The 17,996-nt window shown below is 72.7% G+C and carries 16 protein-coding genes; 9 read left to right on the top strand and 7 right to left on the bottom strand.

The features are described 5' to 3' along the window. Positions 1-22 precede the first annotated feature (22 nt). Positions 23-1,795 carry a protein kinase gene (locus ABZ857_RS30675; protein ID WP_357049623.1) on the top strand — a complete coding sequence of 591 codons (1,773 nt, stop codon included), beginning with the start codon at positions 23-25 and terminating at the stop codon, positions 1,793-1,795. Between the two features lie 25 nt (positions 1,796-1,820). Here ABZ857_RS30675 and ABZ857_RS30670 read toward each other — a convergent pair whose 3' ends face one another. Beyond that, positions 1,821-2,597 (bottom strand): N-acetylmuramoyl-L-alanine amidase, encoded by a 777-nt coding sequence (locus ABZ857_RS30670; protein ID WP_357049620.1) that lies wholly within the window; start codon positions 2,595-2,597, stop codon positions 1,821-1,823. 162 nt (positions 2,598-2,759) lie between these two features. Between ABZ857_RS30670 and ABZ857_RS30665 the strand changes: the two genes are divergently transcribed. The 4 genes from ABZ857_RS30665 (at position 2,760) to ABZ857_RS30650 (ending at position 8,238) form a co-directional block, all read left to right on the top strand. After that, positions 2,760-3,890: a DUF5925 domain-containing protein gene (locus ABZ857_RS30665; protein WP_357049617.1), complete on the top strand. Its 1,131-nt coding sequence runs from the start codon at positions 2,760-2,762 to the stop codon at positions 3,888-3,890. Between the two features lie 114 nt (positions 3,891-4,004). After that, positions 4,005-5,126: a C39 family peptidase gene (locus ABZ857_RS30660; RefSeq protein ID WP_357049614.1), complete on the top strand. Its 1,122-nt coding sequence runs from the start codon at positions 4,005-4,007 to the stop codon at positions 5,124-5,126. Further along, the gene (locus ABZ857_RS30655) at positions 5,123-6,964 is read left to right on the top strand and encodes a prolyl oligopeptidase family serine peptidase (RefSeq protein ID WP_357049611.1); all 1,842 of its coding nucleotides are present in this window, start codon (positions 5,123-5,125) and stop codon (positions 6,962-6,964) included. Before ABZ857_RS30660 ends, ABZ857_RS30655 begins: the two co-directional genes overlap by 4 nt. After that, positions 6,961-8,238, top strand: a complete 1,278-nt coding sequence (locus tag ABZ857_RS30650) for a M20/M25/M40 family metallo-hydrolase (RefSeq protein ID WP_357049608.1) — start codon at positions 6,961-6,963, stop codon at positions 8,236-8,238. The genes ABZ857_RS30655 and ABZ857_RS30650 overlap by 4 nt, the downstream gene beginning before the upstream one ends. 20 nt (positions 8,239-8,258) lie before the next feature. Here the strand turns inward: ABZ857_RS30650 and ABZ857_RS30645 are convergent, their stop codons facing one another. The 4 genes from ABZ857_RS30645 to ABZ857_RS30630 form a co-directional block, all read right to left on the bottom strand. Next, positions 8,259-9,500, bottom strand: a complete 1,242-nt coding sequence (locus ABZ857_RS30645; protein WP_357049605.1) for a hypothetical protein — start codon at positions 9,498-9,500, stop codon at positions 8,259-8,261. 61 nt (positions 9,501-9,561) lie between these two features. Then, the gene (locus ABZ857_RS30640) at positions 9,562-10,401 is read right to left on the bottom strand and encodes an ABC transporter permease (protein WP_357049602.1); all 840 of its coding nucleotides are present in this window, start codon (positions 10,399-10,401) and stop codon (positions 9,562-9,564) included. Next, positions 10,388-11,317: an ABC transporter permease gene (locus tag ABZ857_RS30635; protein WP_357049600.1), complete on the bottom strand. Its 930-nt coding sequence runs from the start codon at positions 11,315-11,317 to the stop codon at positions 10,388-10,390. The genes ABZ857_RS30640 and ABZ857_RS30635 overlap by 14 nt, the downstream gene beginning before the upstream one ends. A 7-nt stretch (positions 11,318-11,324) precedes the next feature. Further along, positions 11,325-12,920 (bottom strand): ABC transporter substrate-binding protein, encoded by a 1,596-nt coding sequence (locus ABZ857_RS30630; protein WP_357049597.1) that lies wholly within the window; start codon positions 12,918-12,920, stop codon positions 11,325-11,327. A gap of 120 nt (positions 12,921-13,040) precedes the next feature. On the opposite strand from ABZ857_RS30630, the gene ABZ857_RS30625 reads away from it, so the two are divergent. The 3 genes from ABZ857_RS30625 to ABZ857_RS30615 are packed head-to-tail and all read left to right on the top strand — an operon-like array spanning position 13,041 to position 15,754. Further along, entirely contained in the window at positions 13,041-14,012 is a 972-nt protein-coding gene (locus ABZ857_RS30625; RefSeq protein WP_357049594.1) for a LuxR C-terminal-related transcriptional regulator, read from the top strand. A gap of 49 nt (positions 14,013-14,061) precedes the next feature. Then, positions 14,062-14,877 carry a DUF4253 domain-containing protein gene (locus ABZ857_RS30620; protein ID WP_357049591.1) on the top strand — a complete coding sequence of 272 codons (816 nt, stop codon included), beginning with the start codon at positions 14,062-14,064 and terminating at the stop codon, positions 14,875-14,877. A 16-nt stretch (positions 14,878-14,893) separates the two neighbouring features. Further along, entirely contained in the window at positions 14,894-15,754 is an 861-nt protein-coding gene (locus ABZ857_RS30615) for an SAM-dependent methyltransferase (protein ID WP_357049588.1), read from the top strand. Between the two features lie 4 nt (positions 15,755-15,758). Here ABZ857_RS30615 and ABZ857_RS30610 read toward each other — a convergent pair whose 3' ends face one another. Both ABZ857_RS30610 and ABZ857_RS30605 read right to left on the bottom strand, forming a co-directional pair. Continuing rightward, entirely contained in the window at positions 15,759-16,745 is a 987-nt protein-coding gene (locus ABZ857_RS30610) for a lactonase family protein (protein WP_357049585.1), read from the bottom strand. 14 nt (positions 16,746-16,759) lie between these two features. After that, positions 16,760-17,614: a universal stress protein gene (locus ABZ857_RS30605; protein ID WP_357049582.1), complete on the bottom strand. Its 855-nt coding sequence runs from the start codon at positions 17,612-17,614 to the stop codon at positions 16,760-16,762. A 105-nt stretch (positions 17,615-17,719) separates the two neighbouring features. On the opposite strand from ABZ857_RS30605, the gene ABZ857_RS30600 reads away from it, so the two are divergent. Continuing rightward, the coding region (locus ABZ857_RS30600; RefSeq protein ID WP_357049578.1) for a response regulator transcription factor at positions 17,720-17,996 on the top strand (277 nt) is incomplete at its 3' end.

Below are 17,996 nucleotides of genomic sequence, written 5' to 3'. Positions count from 1 at the left end.
GTCATCGATGGGGAGGTGGACGGTGGGCGCGGACGGGGCCGGGATGTCGCTGGGCAGCGGCTACGTGCTGCTGGAGGAGATAGGCGCCGGCGCGATGGGGAGCGTGTGGCGGGCGCGGCACCGGGACACCGGGGAGACGGTGGCGGTGAAGCTGCTGCACGAGGGCCTCGGCGACGACCAGGACCTCGTTCTGCGGTTCGTGCAGGAACGCAACGTGATGCGGAGGCTGCGTCACCCCAACATCGTCACCGTGCGCGACTTCGTCGTCGAGGGCCGGCGTCTCGCCCTGGTGATGGACCTCATCGAGGGGCGCAACCTCCGCACCCTTCTCCAGCCGCGCGGCACGCTGCCCCCGGCCGAGGTGGCCATGCTGCTGGGCCAGGTGGCCGACGCCGTGGGGGCCGCGCACGCCGAGGGCGTCGTGCACCGGGACATCAAGCCGGGGAACATCCTCGTCGAGGACAACACCGGACGGGTGCGGCTCACCGACTTCGGTGTGGCCCGCATCCTGCACGGGCCGGGCCTCACCCAGACGACCTCGATCATCGGCACGCCCACCTACCTGGCTCCCGAGGTGGCCGAAGGAGGCACCCCCACGACCGCGGTGGACGTGTACGCGATCGGGTTGATCCTGTACGAACTGCTCGCCGGGCGTCCCCCGTTCGTCGGCGACCACCCGATGCTGGTTCTGCGGCGGCACGCGACCGCCGTGCCCCGGCGGCTGCCCGGGATGCCGGACGCCCTGTGGCCGGTCATCTCGGCCTGCGTCGCGAAGGATCCCGCCGCGCGCCCGGGCGCTGCCGAGGTGGCGGCCGCGCTGCGCGCCGCGGCGCCGTCGCTGACCGGGCTGCCCGCCCTTCCGCCCGTCGCGTGGTCGGACCCGCCGTCCGCCACCTCGGAACCCTTCCCCGCGGCCGGAGAGCCGGCCGCGGGACCCCCGGATCCCGCGATCCCGCAGGAGACGACACCTCCGGCGCCGGCCTCCCGGCGACGCCCGATCGTCGTCGCCACGACCGCCACAGCGGTGGCGCTCGGCGCGGCGGTCCTGGTCGTCGTGTCCCCGTGGGGGCCGGGTGGCGGGACCGGAGAGGGAGGCGGCGCCGCGGCACTGGAGGCGACGGCACCGGCCCAGGTTTCCCCCGGACCGGACCCCGCGTCCACGCCGTCCACGCCGTCCACGCCGTCCGCGCGGAAGGAGGCGTCGCCCACGCCGTCATCGGCCGCAGAGCCGGGGCACCGGCCCACGGGCGAAGCGGCGCGGCACACCCCGAGAGCGGCGGTCTCCACGGCGCCGGCCCGCCCGCGCCCGGCGAAGTCGGCGACCCAGCAGGCCGCGACACTCCGGCCGACACCCCGGCCGACACCCCGGCCCCGGCGGTCGGAGGCCGAGGCGTCGGGCGAGGGCAGCGCGCAGGAGACCACGCGATCCCAGCGGAGTCCCGAGTGGCGATGCCGGGCCTGGATCTCGGTGGGCGCCGGCACGGGCACGGAGATGTCGCCCTGCTTCGCGATGGTGGACGACGTCTTCTACCTGATGGGGCGGATCAGGGGGGACGGCTCCGTCCGGTCCGACATCCACATCCAGTTGTACGACAGCACGGCGAACGTGAACGTCTCGCAGCCCTTCATCTGCTCGGGCGTCTCCCCCTCGCGTGACGGCGCGATCGTCACCTGCGGTCCGTTCACCGCCACCGCCCCGCGCACCGGGGGCGAGCACAACGTCCGGCAGCGATGGAGGAGGACGGGAACGACGGCCTTCGGCGGCGGCGCGGAGAGCCCCGGCGTCACCTGGTGACCCCAGGGCTCACCAGGCGGTGCGCCTAAGCCTGGGCGGTGAAGGCGGCGTTCCAGGTCTCGGGGCCGACGACGCCGTCCACGTCGAGGTGCCGGTCCTTCTGGAACCTGCGGCACACGTCCTGCGAGTGCGGCCCGTACGCGCCGTCGACCACGATGTCGTAGCCGAGCTCCTTCACCCGGGCCTGCCAGGTGCGCACGTCGTCGCCGCGCATGACGGGCGGATACCTGAGCAGGCGGCCGGGCCACTTCTGGGTGGGCTCCGGTTCGGGGTCCGGCTGCGGCTGGGTGCTGCCGGGACGCGGCGCACCCCTCCTGATCCAGGCGTACAGCGGGTCGCCGGGGCAGTCGGTGGAGTAGCCGTCGCGGTGGCCCTTGATCTCCTTGCCCGCGCCGCCCTTGGCACGCAGATACTCCACCGCGTCCAGGATCGCATGCAGGATGCCGTCGGTCGGCTGGACCAGGCCGGCGTTGCCGACGAGACCGAGCACGGCGTAGTGGCCGGAGTTGAGGCCGGGGCCGTTGGCGGCCGGCAGGTGTCCCGGCCCCCGCCCGACGAAGACCTTCCGATGCGGACAAGCCACCATCGAATAGCCGATGTCGATCCAGCCGTTGCCGTCGATGTGGAAGTTCTGGATCGACTTCACCATGTCCACGCACTTGGCGTGGTCGCCGACGATGCCCGGGTCCACCCGGCCGCCGGTGTAGTGGACCTTCACGCCACGGGTCGAGGCCAGCGACGAGTACGAGCCCCTGGGAGGACGCGCGCCCCATTCAGCGCGGGACACGAGATCGATGGCCACAGTGCTCTCCGTTGAAAACCGTACGACTGTATACGAAGCGTAGCGGTAACGCCCCACCAGGTACTGCCTTTTGCCCTCATAAACTTGTTTAAACGGCAAGCAAAGTGAATGAGCCAATAAATCCGTTCGACAGCGCCTGCCGGGCGTCGAGATCATGGCTGTATGTCCGTTGTCAAGGAGGTCGACTTCTCTCCTCACTCCGCGCCCGCGTCCCCTCGCCCGCCGGTGCCGATGCGCATCTGGCTCGACGACGCCGACAGCCCGGCGGACGTGATCGACGCCCTGGCGCTGTCTCCGTTCGCGACCGGGGAGCAGCCCTGGTCCCGCACCACCAGCCTCGCCCGGGTGCGCGCCGACGCCCCGCTGACCGCGGAGGGCGGCCGGCTGCTGCGCGTCGCGCAGCACACCGACGGGTACGAAACCCGGCTCATCGCGGGTGAGGGGTGGACGCTGCGGGTGGTCCGCAACCACAACCGGTCGGCCACTCTCACCGCCACCGCCGTGAGCGAGGAGCTGGCCGGCTCGGTCCTGGAGCAGGCGACCAGGAACGCCGAGGAGGCGGCCCCCGACGCCGACCACGTGCGGATGGGCTTCTGGTGGCGGTCGAGCCACGGTCCGCACCGCTCCGCCAAGCCCATCACGACCTCGCCCTGGCAGGAGATCAGGCGGAACTACCCCACGGCCGCCGCCGGTCGCCTGGACGCCCTCATGGCGACCACCGCGGCCGGCGTGACAGGCCGGCTGGTGCTGCTGCACGGCCCGCCCGGCACCGGCAAGACGACGCTGCTGCGCACGCTCGCGCGGGAGTGGGCGCCCTGGTGCCAGGTCGACTGCGTGCTCGACCCCGAACTGCTGTTCAACGACCCCGGCTACCTGATGGACGTCGCGGTCGGCTGGGACGGCCCGGGCGAGGACGAGGAGCCGCGCTGGCGGCTGCTGGTCCTGGAGGACTGCGACGAGCTGATCCGCGCCGAGGCCAAGCAGTCGACGGGCCAGGGCCTGTCGCGCCTGCTCAACCTGACCGACGGGCTGCTCGGCCAGGGCAGGGACGTGCTCGTGGCCATCACGACCAACGAGGACCTCAGCAGGCTCCACCCCGCGGTCGTACGGCCCGGGCGGTGCCTGGCGCAGATCGAGGTGGGCCGGTTCGAGGCCGGGCAGGCGGCCGAATGGCTGGGCCGCGCCGAGGGCGCCGGCCCTGGCGCCGTGACGCTGGCCGAGCTGTTCGCCCTGCGGGACGGCCGCCAGGCCACCGCCGCCGAACCCGCCCCCGCCACCGGCCTCTATCTCTGACCGGCTGTCCCCGACCGGCCGCACGGAGCATCGCCGCCGATGGCGTAGCGTCCATGTGTCGGATACGTAAACCATCCGATGTGCCAGGTCGGGGCGGTAACAACAATCGGCGAGGTGGTCACCCTGCTGTCGGCCGGACCGAGCCCCCAGGTGAGCCCCGTCGTCCTCCACCGGTGGTCCGTCGAGGCCCGGGAGACGGGGACGGCGAAGTATCTGGATCCGTTCGCACCCGGCGGCGAGCGGGAGTGGCCCTACGTCCGCTGGACGTCCCCCGAGCGGGAGATCGGCTTCGCGGCCACCGAACTGGTGCCGTCGTGGACGGCCGCCGCGCCGCCCGGCGCCTGGCTGGAGATCGAGATCCAAGGGCGGACCGTCACCGGTGCCCTGACCAAGTGGTACGTCATGGGCCGGTGGGCCGAGACCGACGCCGACATCCACCGCACGTCGCTGCCCGGTCAGGGCGACGCCGACGGAGACGTCGCCGTGGACACCTTCGTCGCCGCCCGCCCCGTCACGGCGTACCGCGTGCGCGCCACCCTGTACGGCAGCGGCGGCGGCGTGCGCTCGCTCACCGTGATGGCCTCGGCGGTGGGGCAGGCGGGCAGGGGCGGCCCGCCGGGGCTGCGGGCGGTCGAGCTCGACGTGCCGCGCCGTTCGCAGAAGGTCCACACGGGGCACTATCCGCAGTGGGACGGCGGCGGGGAGTCCTGGTGCAGCCCCGCGTCGTTCACGATGGTGCTCGGCTACTGGGGGCTGGGGCCCGCCCCGGCCGACCTCGCCTGGGTCTCCCCCGGCGACCCGTGCCCGGCCGTGGACCACGCCGCACGCGACATGTACGACCACAGCTACCAGGGCACCGGCAACTGGCCCTTCGGCGTCGCCTACGCCGGGCGGTACGGGCTGGACGGCTTCGTCACGCGGCTGCGCTCGCTGGCCGAGCTGGAGCGGTTCATCGCCGCCGGGGTCCCGGTGATCACCTCACAGGCGTTCCGCGATCACGAGCTGCCCGGCGCCGGATACTCCACCGGCGGCCACCTCATGGTCGTCACCGGGTTCACCGCGGAGGGCGACGTGATCGCGAACGACCCGGCCGCGCCGGACGACGAGGGCGTGCGGCGGGTGTACCAGCGCGACGCGTTCGAGAGCGTCTGGCTGCGCGCCACGAGCAGCGGGGGGATCGCGCACATCGTGCATCCCCCCGGCACTCCGCTTCCAGACTCCGGGGGGAACTGGTGACCATTCGGGCCGTCGACGTCGCGCGGGTGGACGACCGCCCGCTGTGGGTGGAGATCTCGGGAGACGAGGTCTGGTGGGACGAGCCGCGCCCGCGGGAGGGCGGCCGGCGCTGCGTGGTGCGGCGCAGGGCCGACGGGGTGATCGAGGACGTGCTCCCGCAGGGCTGGAACGCCAGGAACCGGGTCATGGAGTACGGCGGGCGGTCCTGGCGGGCGCACGAGGGCCGGCTGGTGTTCACCAACTGGGCGGACGGCCGGATCTACCTGTGCTCCCCCGGCGGGGAGCCGGTGCCGCTCACCCCCGAGGAGCCCGCCCGCTACGCCGACCTCGTCGTCCACGGCGGCGAGGTGTGGTGCGTGCGCGAGCGGGGCGACGCCCGCAGCGGCGAGCGTGACATCGTCGTGGTGCCGCTCGACGGCTCCCCCCTGCGCAGCGTGGTGAAGACCCATCATTTCCTGATGAACCCGCGCGTCTCGCCGGACGGGCGGTCGCTCGCCTGGATCGGCTGGAACCATCCGGACATGCCGTGGGACGCCACCGAGCTCTGCGTCGGCTCCGTGGACGGCGGCCCCCACCGCGTCCTGCTGTCCGGCGCGTCCACCTGCCAGGCCGAGTGGCGCGACGACCAGAGCCTGTACGCCGTCACCGATCCCACCGGCTGGTGGAACATCCACCTCGTCGGCCTGGACGGCACGGCCCGCGATCTGACCCCGGTGCCGCTGGAGTTCGGCGACGCCACCTGGAAGATCGGCGGCACGTTCTTCGCCGTCGCGGACGGGCGGATCGCCGCCGTGTACGGCACCGCCGACGAGCGGCGGCTCGGGGTCCTCGACGACCCCGCGACGGCAGGCTCCGTCCGCGACGTCGGCGGCGGCTACACCTACTGGGCGTCCGCCCTGTCGGCCCGGGGCTCCCATGTGGTGGGCGTCGCGGCCTCACCCCACCGGCCGTACGAGGTGGTGCGGGTCGACCTGGACACGGGGGTGCACGAGGTGCTGTCCCCGGGCAAGCCGGTGCCCGAGGACGCCGAGCTGCCCACACCCGAGGCCGTCACCGTCGGGGGGACCGCCGAAGGGGTCCACGCGCACCTGTACGCCCCTCCGGGCGGCGGGCCCGCGCCGTACGTGGTGTTCGTGCACGGCGGGCCGACCGGCTCGGCCGCGCCGGTGCTCGACCTGGAGATCGCCTACTTCACCAGCAGGGGGATCGGCGTCGCCGAGGTCAACTACGGCGGTTCCACCGGCTACGGCCGGGCCTACCGCGAACGGCTGCGGCACAACTGGGGCGTGGTCGACGTGCGCGACTGCGAGACGGTGGCGCGGTGGCTGCTGGACACCGGGCGGGCGGAGAAGGTGGCGATCAGAGGCGGCAGCGCGGGCGGCTGGACGTCGATGGCCGCGCTCGTCCACAGCGACGTCTTCTGCGGCGCGGTGTCCCACTACGGCATCTCCGACCCAGAGCACTGGGCGGCGGAGACGCACGACTTCGAGTCGCGCTACCTCGACGGACTGATCGGCCCACTGCCCGAGACCCGGCAGCGCTACCTCGACAGGTCGCCCGAACTCCACGCGGAACGGGCGTCCGGCCCGGCCCTGCTCCTGCACGGCCTGGAGGACAAGGTGGTCGATCCGGCGCAGTCGGAGCGTTTCGCCGCCGCGCTGGCCCGTCACGGGCACCGGTGGGCGTACCTCACGTTCGAGGGGGAACAGCACGGGTGGCGGCGTGAGGAGACCATCGTCCGGGCCCTGGAGGCCGAGCTGGCGTTCTACGGGATCGTCTTCGGCTTTCCGACGCCGGAGGTGCCACCGCTGACGCTCCACGAGGGGGAGACACAGTGAGTGAGGTCGCGGCGATCTGCTCGGAACTGCTGCGGATCGACACCACCAACGACGGGTCCGGCGACGGGCCGGGCGAGCGGCGGGCCGCCGAGTACGTGGCGTCGCTGCTCGCCGAGGTCGGCATCGAGCCGGTGGTGTTCGAGTCGGCACCGCGCCGCACCAGCGTGGTGGCCCGCATCCCCGGCGACAGCCCCGACGCGCTGCTCCTGCACGGGCACCTCGACGTCGTGCCCGCCGACCCCGCCGAATGGCGTACGCACCCGTTCTCCGGGGAGATCGAGGACGGCTGCGTGCACGGCCGGGGCGCGGTCGACATGAAGGGCACGCTCGCCATGACCCTCGCCTGGGCCCGCGAGAACGCGCGGAGGGGCGTGCGCCCCAGGCGCGACCTGGTGCTGGCGTTCCTGGCCGACGAGGAGTCCACCGGCGAGTACGGCGCGGGCCACGCGATCGAGCGGCACCGCGACCTGTTCGAGGGCTGCACGGAGGCGATCAGCGAGTCCGGCGGCTTCTCCTGGTATGAGGGGGACGTCCGGATCTACCCGGTGGCCGTCGGGGAGCGCGGCACCGCCTGGATGCGCCTGACCGCCCGCGGCGTGCCCGGCCACGGGTCCAAGCCCGCCGTGGACAACCCCGTGGCCGAGCTCGCCCGGGCCCTCGCCCGCCTCGCCGACCACACCTGGCCGGTACGGCTGACGCCCGAGGTGGCCCGGCTGATCGACGAGCTGTCGCGGGCGCTCGGCCGGCCGATCGACGCCGACCGGCTGGAGGAGGAGATCGAGCGGATCCCGCGTGCGGCCGCCCTGTTCAAGGGCGTGCTGCGCAACTCGGCCAACCCGACGATGCTCGACGCGGGATACAAGGTCAACGTCATTCCCGGCACGGCCGAGGCGCACGTGGACGGCCGGTTCCTGCCGGGGCAGCGCGACGAGTTCCTGGAGACCGTCGACCGGCTGCTCGGCCCGAAGGTCACCCGCGAGTTCGTCAGCTTCGAGGAGGCCGTCTCCACCCCCGCCGAGGGGCTGTTCGACGAGCTCACCGCCGCCCTGCTCGCCGAGGACCCCGCCGGCAGGCCGGTGCCGTACGTCATGACCGGCGGCACCGACGCCAAGTGGTTCGCCAGGATCGGCATCAGGGGGTACGGCTTCGCGCCGCTGCTCCTGCGGCCTGATCTCGACTACTTCGGCATGTTCCACGGTCTCGACGAGCGGGTGCCGGTCGAGGGCCTGGAGTTCGGCGTCCGTGTCCTCGACCGGCTGCTCGTCGCGCCGTAGAAGTCGCGCGACAGAAACGGTCAGCCCTGGTAGAAGGCGAGGTCCACACCGGAGACGGTGTGCCGGACGAGCGTGAACCCGTCCAGGCCGGCATGCGCGGCCACCGCCTCGCTCAGGCAGACCAGGCCGGGAGCGGCGAGGTCCTGGGCCATCTTGGAGGCCTGGTTCACGGGCGCGCCGGCCACGTCGCGGCCGCCGTCGGGCGTCCGCCCGGACAGCACCGGACCGCTGTCCACCCCGACGCGGCAGGTCATCCCGGCCTCGGCCAGGGCGGCGCGCAACTCCAGGGCGAAGGGCACGGCGGGGCCGGGGTCGTCGAACAGGTAGATGGCCAGCGGACCGGCGACCTTGATCTCGACGGCGCCCTCCGCGGGCAGGAGGCGCAGGCCGATCTCCCGCATGCGGGCCGACAGGTCGAGACTCCGCAGCAGCTCGACCTCCGAAACGTCGTTCCCCGTCCCGGCCTCGCCGCGCTCGATGAGGACCACCGTCCGCTCCCGCAGGTGCTTTTCCGCGAGCGTCGCGGCGAGCCCGGCGTCGTGCGGGTCGAGGCGTAGCAGATCCTCGTAGAAGGCGGCGGAGTAGGGGATGGGGTACCACCCGCCGGGGAGCTCCGCGTCGCCGGCCCGCGGGCCGTCCAGGACCCGGTAGACCGCCCCCAGGGTGCCCGCGGACCTGCGGCGCAGGACGAAGCCGTGGTCCGCGGGCAGCCGCTCGGCCACCGCCTCCGTGACCGCGATCTCGCCGCCCTCGGTGTGGTTCTCCGCGAGGTGCTCGATCGCGTCGGCCTCGGCGCCGTACAGGCCGCCGTCCAGGTCGTAGTAGTCGCCGTGGTGGACGCCGACGCCGATGCGGATCCGGCAGGTGCGCCCGATCTCGTCCTGCGCCCGCAGCAGCGCCGACAGCAGCGTTCCCGCGTCGGTCGAGGCGGGATGGAACATCTGCGCGTTGTCGGCCGCCCAGACGCCCACGGCCCGGCCGCCCGCGCCGGTCCCGTACGCGTGCAGGAGGCGTTTCGGGCCGTCGATGAGCGCCAGCACCTCCAGCAGGCCGAGGCTGCGGCTCAATCTGGTCAGCCCGGCCGAGTCGGAGACCACGCTGTATCCGGTCGTGACGTGCGCGCCGAGCAGGCGCCGGGCGTCGGCGGCGGTACGGCCGCTCGCCCGCCACTGCTCCACGAGCGTCAGCGGCAGGCCGGGGGCCGCGTCCCTGGCGAGGTCGAAGTCGCCCGGGTCGTGCCGGGCGGGGAGATCGGTGGACACGGGCGCACGCTAACTCACGCACCGTGTTCGTTCCGGAACTTCGGGTGACGAAGCTGGAGCCTCAGCGCAGGCGGGGGTCGAGGGCGTCGCGGACGACGTCGCCGAGCATGAGGAAGCTCAGCACGGTCGCGGTGAGGAACAGCGCGGGGAAGACCAGCAGGTGCGGGTGCTCGGCGAAGAACGTCTGCGCGATGTTCAGCTGCAGGCCCCACGACACGTCGGGGTACTGCAGGCCGACGCCGAGGTAGTCGAGTGTCGCCTCTCCCGCGATGACGTTCCCGACGTTCAGCATGGCCACGACGATGACCGGCGCGATGGAGTTGGGCAGGATGTGCCGGAACATGAGCCTGCGGTCGCTCGCGCCCAGCATGCGGGCGGCGGCGACGAAGTCCATGTCCTTGACGGCGATGACCTGGCCGCGCATCAGCCGGGTCATGGTCGTCCAGCCGAGCAGCACGAGGACCAGCGTCATCGCCCATATCCCGTGGTCGGGGAAGGCGACCAGCACGACGGTCGCGCCCAGCACGAACGGGATGCCGAAGAACACGTCGGTGACCCGGGAGATGAGCGCGTCGGCGATGCCCCCGTAGTAGCCGCCCACCAGCCCCAGCACGATGGAGATCAGCAGGGCGAACACGGTGACGGCGACGCCGACCACGATGGACGCCCGGGTGCCGTGCACGACCTGCGACCAGTAGTCGCAGCCCTGCAGGTCATATCCGAACAGCGCGCCGCCCGCCGGGCCGCGCTTGGACATGCGCAGGTCGCAGGCCTCGTTGGGGCCGAGGCGGGCGAATAGCCCGGGGAAGGCCGCCATCGCCACGGCCACCAGCAGGACGGCCGTGGAGAACCAGAAGACCACCCGGCCGCGCAGTTCCAGCCAGGCGTCACGCGCGAGCACGGCGGATCCTCGGGTCGAGCACGCCGTACAGCAGGTCGACGGCCAGGTTGGCGAGAATGAAGATCATGACGAGCAGGGTGACGACGCCGACGACGACGGGACCCTCCTGGAGCTGGATGGACTGGAACACCTGCTGGCCGATGCCGGGCAGGTTGAAGATGCCCTCGGTGACGACCGCCCCGGCCATGAGGTTGCCGAAGTCGACGCCAAGGTAGGTCACGACCGGGATGAGCGAGTTGCGCAGCGCGTGCAGCCCCACCACCCGCCGCCGGGACAGGCCCTTCGCGGTCGCCGTACGTACGTAGTCGGCGCGCAGGTTCTCCACGAGGGAGGTGCGGGTGAGCCTGGCCACGTACGCCAGGCCGAAGGAGCCGAGGACCATGCCGGGCAGCAGGTAACTGCCCGGCCAGCCCTCCTCGGTCCCGGCGGTCGGGAACAGCCCCAGATTGAGGCCCAGCACGATCTGGGCCGTGTACCCGACCACGAACACCGGGACCGCGATGACGAACGTGGTGCCGGCGAGGACCGCCGTGTCGGCGGCCCCGCCGCGGCGCAGCCCGGCCAGGACGCCCAGGCCGACGCCGACGACGAGCTCGAAGACCCAGGCGGTCAGCGCGAGCTGCGCGGTGACCGCCCAGCGGTCCTGGAGGAGCTCGCTCACCGGCTGGCCGGTGAAGGTCTCCCCCAGGTCGCCCTGGAACACCCCGAGCATGTAGTGGCCGTACTGCACGAGCAGCGGGTCGTTCAGGTGGTAGTGCTCCCGCATCACGTCGAGCACCTGCTCGGGCACCGGCTTGTCGCCCGCGAGCGCCAGGATCGGGTCGCCCGGCAGCGCGAACACCATCGTGTAGATCAGGAAGGTGGTCGCGAAGAACACCGGGATCGCCTGGGCCAGGCGCTGCGCGGCGTACCTCACCCCCGTGTCACCCCTGCTTCACGCTGATCGTGTACAGGTTCTTGCTGTACGGCGTCACGTCCACGCCGCTCAGCCGTTTGGTGAAGCCGATCTGGTTCTGCCAGTTCCACAGCGGGATCATCGGCATCTCGGCCAGCGCGACGTCCTCGGCCTTCTGGTAGAGCGGCAGGCTCGCGTCCAGGCTGGGCGCCGAGTTCGCCTGCTTGATCAGGTCGTCGAACTCCTTGTTCTCCCAGCCCATCCGGTTGCCCGCGCCCCACATGTACTCCAGGTAGTCCTGGGGGCTCGGGTAGTCCATGACCCAGTTGTTGCGGTACGGACCGTCCTCCTTGCGCTGGCGCAGGGTCGACAGGTAGTCGGCGGCCGGGATCTTGCGGAACTTGATGTCCGAGATGCCGAGGTTCTGCTTCAGCTGGTTGGCGACCGCCGTCATCCACTGCTCGTAGCTCGGGTCGGCGTTGGAGAACCACAGGTTCAGCGTGCCGCTGAAGCCGCCGGCCTTGTCGAACAGCGCCTTGGCCTTGGCCGGGTCGTACGTGCACGCCTCGCCGCAGGCGTTCTCCCGGTAGCCGGGCACCAGCGGCGCCAGCAGCGACGCCATCGGCTTGAACGCGCCGTCGTAGACCGCGTCCACGATCGCCTGCCTGTCGATGGCCATGGAGAACGCCTTGCGCAGGTCCGCGTTGGCGAACCGCTTGTCGAAGGTCGGGAAGCCCAGGTAGTCCATCGTGCCGTCGGGGGTCCGCACGAAGCGGTCGCCGAGCAGCTTCTTCGCCTCGCCGGTGCTGGCCGGCGGGACAGTCGTCATCAGATCCACCCGGCCGGCCCGCAGGTCGGTCCACGCCGTGTCGCGGCTGGCGTAGATCTTGAAGGTGACGCCGTCGGCCTTGGCCTTGCGCTCGCCCGCGTACGACGGCGACCGCTTGATCTTGATCTGCTTGTCGTGCTCCCAGGCGCCGTCGAGCACGAACGGCCCGTTGCCGACCGGGGCCTGGTCGAACGCCTTGAGGTCGCCGAACGCCGCCTTCGGCATCGGCGCGAACGCGATGTAGGCGAGCGTGATCGGAAACTGGCTGAACGGCGCGGTGAGCGTCACCTCGAGCGTGGTGTCGTCCACCACCTTGAGGCCGCTCATCTTGTCCGTGGACGGATCGCCCTTCTCGGGGTTGAGCGTGTCGTAGCCCTCGATGTTGGCGAAGTAGTAGTTGTTGGTCCACCCGTTGGGGCCGTAGGCCGTGGCGTTCCAGGAGTCGGCGAAGCTCTGTGCCGTCACCGGCTCGCCGTTGCTGAACTTCTGCCCCGGCTTGAACTTGATCGTCCAGACCTTCTGGTCGGTGCTGCTCACCGACTCGGCCGCCCGCATCACGGGCTTGCCGGTGGCGGCGTCGATGGAGACCGGAGTCTCGAAGAGCGTGTCCAGCACCGTGATCGAGTAGTCGCTGGAGGTGTTGCCCGGGGTGAGATGGTCGGGTTCCGTCAGCGCGACGGAGAACGCGTTCGCCTCCTTGCCGCCGCCCTGGGACGACGATCCTCCCCCGCACCCGCCGCTCAGCATGATGGCCGCCACAGCGAGGGCGGCCGCCCGGCTTCTCGTGACCCTCACTGGTCCTCCGCCTCTCCGTCGTGTTGCGGGTGAGGGTAGGAAACGGGGCCGCCGACTGCATCGGAGACTTTACGTATTCCTTGCGCAACCTTTACCGGGCAGGCTGAGCATGGAGGATCCATGGATGCAATCAGCCTCAGCGCGCGGAGCCTGCACGCCGTCGCCGAACTGGGCTTCCAGGTGGCCCGGCAGGGGGCGCACGGGGCGATGACCGCGCTGGGCGAGGTCATCCCCGTGGAGGCCTACGAGTTCGTCGCGTTCGACCCGGCGACCGGCCGGCACCGTTCGCTGGTGTCGTCGGGGTACACGCGGGTGGACGACGACGCCGCGGAGGAGTACGCCCGGCTCGACACCTACCGCCGGGCCATGTCGCTGCGCACGCCCGTCGTCATGGGCTCCCCCGGCACCGAGCGTTACTTCCGCCGCCACCTGGAGCCGTACGGCTGGCGCGCCGGGATCACCACGCCGCTGTTCCTGTCCGGCGGACGCTACACCGGGCTGCTGCACGTCAGCTCACGCGCGGACCTGCCGCCCGAGGCGCCCGCGGTGATCAGCGCCGTCTCCCCCGCCCTGGCCCACCTCACCGACGTGACCCGCTGCGTCATCGACCCGCTCGGCCTGCCGCCCGGATTCCACGCCGTGGCGTACGAACGGGGCGGGCGGCGCAGGGACGTGGCCGGGTGGCCCCCGTCGGATGCGCTCGCGGCCGAGCCGGCGATGGCGGAGCTGGCCAGGGCGTTCATCGACTCCCGCGAGCTGTCGCGCCGGGGGCTGTGGCTCGACGGCACCGGCCAGTGGCGCGAGCTGCGCCTCCACCGGGCCGGCGTGGGCTTCCACGGCTCCATCCAGGGCGCGGTCATCGCCGAGCGCCCGTGCGCCCTGCCGTACGATCTGACCTCGCGGGAGATCGAGGTGCTGACGCGGGTCGCACAGGGCGACTCCAACCCGCAGATCGCCGCCGCGCTCGTCCTGAGCGTGCGCACCGTGACCACCCACCTGGAGCACATCTTCGCCAAGCTGGGCTGCGACAGCCGTACGCGCCTGACCACGAAGGTTCTCGCCGAGGGGCTGTGCCGGCTCGACATCCCGTAATGATCGCCCTCGCGGGACGCGCCGAGGCCGGGTCCGACATTATTGGCGCATGTCGGTTCACGAGCGTCGGCGGCTCCCCACGGGCCTGGAGCTGCTGTTCGGCGACGGCGGCGACGGGCGGGTGCTGTCCGTCGAGCTGCCGTCCGGGTCCCTCGTGTGGCCGGACCCCGACTACGACAAGCTGCGCACCCACCACCGTCCCTCGTTCTGGCTGAGCGACGAGCCGGTGCCGGCCGGGCTGTGGGCCCGGCTACGCGCCGAGCACCCCCGGTCGGGCCTGTGGCCGGTGCTGCTGGAGGACGGCGTGCAGCCCTGGTCGGCCGGGCAGATCGCGCCGGACTCGCCCGCCCAGATCGACTACTACAGCGCGGCCGGGTTCATGGCCGAGGCGTGGCAGGACCTGCTGCTGGGCCACGAGGCGTACCTGGCGCCGTTCGGGGCCGAGTGCCCGGGGATCGCACCGCCCGCCGCGCTCGTCGCCGACCCCGACGTGGTCGCCGACTGGTACGCCGACGTGGTCGCCGAGCGGATGACGCCGCTGGGGCTCGCCGCGGTGACCCGCGGCGCCGACGCGATGGTCGCCATGGGCTGGCAGGGGGCGCTGCACCACAACGAGTGGACCGTGCCGCTGGCGGCCGTCGTGCGCAGCTGGGAGGAGCGGTTCGGGGCGCGCGTGGTCGGCATGGGGTTCAACACGCTGGAGCTCAGCGTCGCCGCGCCGCCCGCCACCCCCGCGCACGCGCTGCACGTGGCGGCCGAGCACTGGACGTTCTGCCCCGACAGCGTTCTGCAGGGCCCGGGCACGCTGGCCGACTACGCCGAGCAGATCGTTGGCCAGAACGCCTGGTCGTTCTGGTGGGATTAAGACGATAATTACCAGTGTGACTGAGGGAGGCGGTTTGGGCGGCACGGGGCTGGCCGGGGAGCCGGGCGGGGGCGAGCGGCCCGCCAAGGTGGCGGGCCTCAACACCGGCACCGCGAACATCGCCCGGATGAGCGACTACCTGCTCGGAGGCAAGGACAACTTCGCCGCCGACCGGAGGTTCGCCGAGCGGCTGATGTCCATCGCGCCCGAGGTCAGGACGATGGCCGTGGACACCCGCGAGTTCCTGGAACGGGTGGTGCGCTTCCTCGTCGAGCAGGGCGTGCGGCAGTTCCTCAACGTGGCGTCCGGGCTGCCGACCCGGCGCAACACCCACGAGGTCGCCCAGGAGCTCGCCCCCGATGCCCGTGTGGTGTACGTCGACGACGACCCGGTGGTGCTCAACCACGCGCGGGCCATGCTCGCCCGCAACCCGGGCACCGGGGTGGTCGACGGCTCCATCCTGCGCCCGGCGGAGATGCTGGCCGACCCCGAGATGCTCCGGCTCATCGACTTCGGGCAGCCGGTCGGGGTGCTGATCCCGGCCCGGCTGCAGTATCTCCCCGACGCCGCCGAGCCGTACAAGTGCGTGGCCCGCGTGCGCGACCACCTCGCCCCGGGCAGCTACCTGGCCATCGGTCACGCCGTCTTCGACAGCCGGCCCGAGCTGGCCGCGCCGATCGTCGAGCTGTTCCGGCAGATCGTGCCGCAGGCCGACGACGCGCCGCGGGACCGGGAGAAGGTGCTGCGCTTCTTCGACGGCACCGAACTCGTCGATCCCGGCCTCGTCTACATCCGCCAGTGGCGGCCGGCGGTCCCGCGGAGCACCGGGCAGGCCCAGCGGGTGTGGATCGTCGGCGGCGTCGGCCGCGTGCTCTGACGACTTAGCGGATGAGTACGCACGAAGGGGTGCCCACCGCCAGCGCCTGACCGGTCGGCTCGGGCAGCCCGTCCTTGAGCGCCAGCACGGCGACCGAATCGGACCGCTGGTTGGCGACGTAGAGGCGGTCGCCGTCGATCGCGAAGTGGCGCGGCCAGCTTCCGCCCGACGGCACTTCGGTCACCATCGTGAGGCGGGGCCCGTCCACCTCGAAGACGGCCAGGGTGTCCGGCCCCCGGTTGGCGACGTACAGGTGGCGGCCGTCGGCCGACAGCGCGATGTGGGAGGGCAGGTTGTCCACCACGGCGCCGCTCGCCCGCACCACGGCCGCCTCCCGCCACTCGGCGTCGTAGACGCGGACGGTGCCGTCGAGCTCGCCGGTCACGTACCAGTGCCCCTCGTGGTGCAGGAAGTGCCGGGGGCCGCTGCCGGAGGCCAGCCGTACGGGGCCGTCGGGGTGCGGGCGCATGTCAGGCAGGAAGCGGCGCACCTCGTCGGTGCCGAGGTCGGTCACGTACAGCACGCCGCCGGGCCCGAAGACCGCCTGGTGCGCGTGCGGGCCCTCCTGCCGGTCGGGGTGGGGGCCTCGGCCCTCGTGCGGGAAGGTCAGCGGGCCCGGCTCGGGCATCCCGTCCTCGCCCAGCCGGTAGGCCGTGACGGTCCCGTCGCCGTAGTTGGCGATCGCCAGCCACCGGGCCTCCGGGTCGAGCGCCAGGTGGCACGGCAGCGAGCCGCCGCTGGGGTGCTCGGCCAGCAGCCGAGGCGCGGAGTCGTCGGCGAAGACCGCGAGCCCGCCGTCCCCGGCGCGTTCGAGCACGGCGTACAGCAGCGGCAGCCGCGGGTGGGCCACGACGAACGACGGCCCGGACGCGGCCGTCTCGGCCACCGCCTCCAGCCGCCCGTCCGCGTGCGCCCGGGCCACCGTCAGGCCGGGGCCCGACCCCTCCGTGTCGGGGGTGTATCCGCCGATCACCAGACCGGGTCGGGGCATTGTCACTCCAAAGATCAGATTGTCGGGATATCGCATGGTATCGGCCAGACGGGCGCCGGGTGGACGACCGCGACCGGACAGGGGGCGCGCCGCAGCAGGCCCTGCCCCACCGAACCGAGCAGCCGGGCCCCCGTTCCGTGCGCACCCACGACCAGCAGCCACGCATCCCGGGCGCAGGCCACCAGGGCGGGCAGCGGCGGCGCCTCGACGACCCTGGTCCCGATCGCGGGCCGGGCCCGGCAGCGCCGCCGCCACGGCTCGACGATCCGCGCCAGTGCCCGCTCGCCCTCCGGCTCACGCCCTCTCGTGGCATACACCGCGGTCAGCGGCAGCGACCTGCCGCGCGCGATCTCCACGGCGAAGCGCAGGGCGGAGTCCGCCTCGGGACCGGCCGGCCGCGCCGCGTCGATCCCCACCATCACACCGCCGGCGGGCGGCCGGTTGCCCCCTGACGCCTGCGCGCCGACCACGACGACCGGGCAGGCGGCGTGCGCCGCCGCGTACGCGCTGACCGACCCGCGCAGCAGCCCGGCCAGCCCGCCCAACCCCCGGTGTCCCACGACCAGCATCGCCGCGTTCCTGCTGAGGCCGACCAGGATCTCCTTGGGGTCTCCCCGCACGAGCACGGGACGGACCTCGCGGCCCGGCAGCAGGCGCTCGGCCAGCCGCACCCCCTCGAACAGCCGCAGCCCCGCCAGGCGGCGCTCCTCGGCGGCGACGGCCTCGGCGCGCTCCGGGTAGGGGCCGTCCCACACCTGGCACACCGTGACGCCCGCACGGTGGCGGACGCGGCACTCCGCCGCGGCCCACTCGATCGCGGCCCGGCTCTGCCGCGTGCCGTCGTAGGCGACCACGATCTCCTGCTTCATCCGCCCCCCAAGGCACCAGCAGAACACGCGGGCGCCGCCGCCGGCGCCGGGCGAAAGCCACCGGCCCGCGGGACCTTCGGCCCGCCCGCGGCTTAACGTGGAGACATGATTCGGGTGTTCCTGGTGGACGACCACGAGGTCGTACGGCGTGGGGTGGCGGCGTTGCTGGACGCCGAGGACGACATCGAGGTCGTCGGCGAGGCCGGGACGGCCGACTCTGCCGTGGCCCGCATCCCCGCACTGCGGCCCGATGTCGCGGTGCTGGACGTGCGCCTGCCCGACGGCGACGGGGTGGACGTCTGCCGCGAGGTCCGCTCGAAGGTGCCCGGCCTGGCCTGCCTGATGCTGACCTCCTACGCCGACGACGAGGCGCTGTTCAACG

Origin of the sequence: Microbispora sp. NPDC046933, from assembly GCF_040644635.1 — a bacterium.
Lineage (GTDB): Bacteria > Actinomycetota > Actinomycetes > Streptosporangiales > Streptosporangiaceae > Microbispora.
Note: the sequence above shows the minus strand (reverse complement) of the source record. Positions and strands in the feature narration are given on the sequence as shown.

Bases quoted from the DNA above. Each gene is read 5' to 3' on its own strand.
- ABZ857_RS30665 (WP_357049617.1), top strand. From the start codon at position 2,760: ATGTCCGTTGTCAAGGAGGTCGACTTCTCTCCTCACTCCGCGCCCGCG.
- ABZ857_RS30625 (WP_357049594.1), top strand. From the start codon at position 13,041: ATGGATGCAATCAGCCTCAGCGCGCGGAGCCTGCACGCCGTCGCCGAA.
- ABZ857_RS30620 (WP_357049591.1), top strand. From the start codon at position 14,062: ATGTCGGTTCACGAGCGTCGGCGGCTCCCCACGGGCCTGGAGCTGCTG.
- ABZ857_RS30610 (WP_357049585.1), bottom strand. From the start codon at position 16,745: ATGCCCCGACCCGGTCTGGTGATCGGCGGATACACCCCCGACACGGAG.
- ABZ857_RS30605 (WP_357049582.1), bottom strand. From the start codon at position 17,614: ATGAAGCAGGAGATCGTGGTCGCCTACGACGGCACGCGGCAGAGCCGG.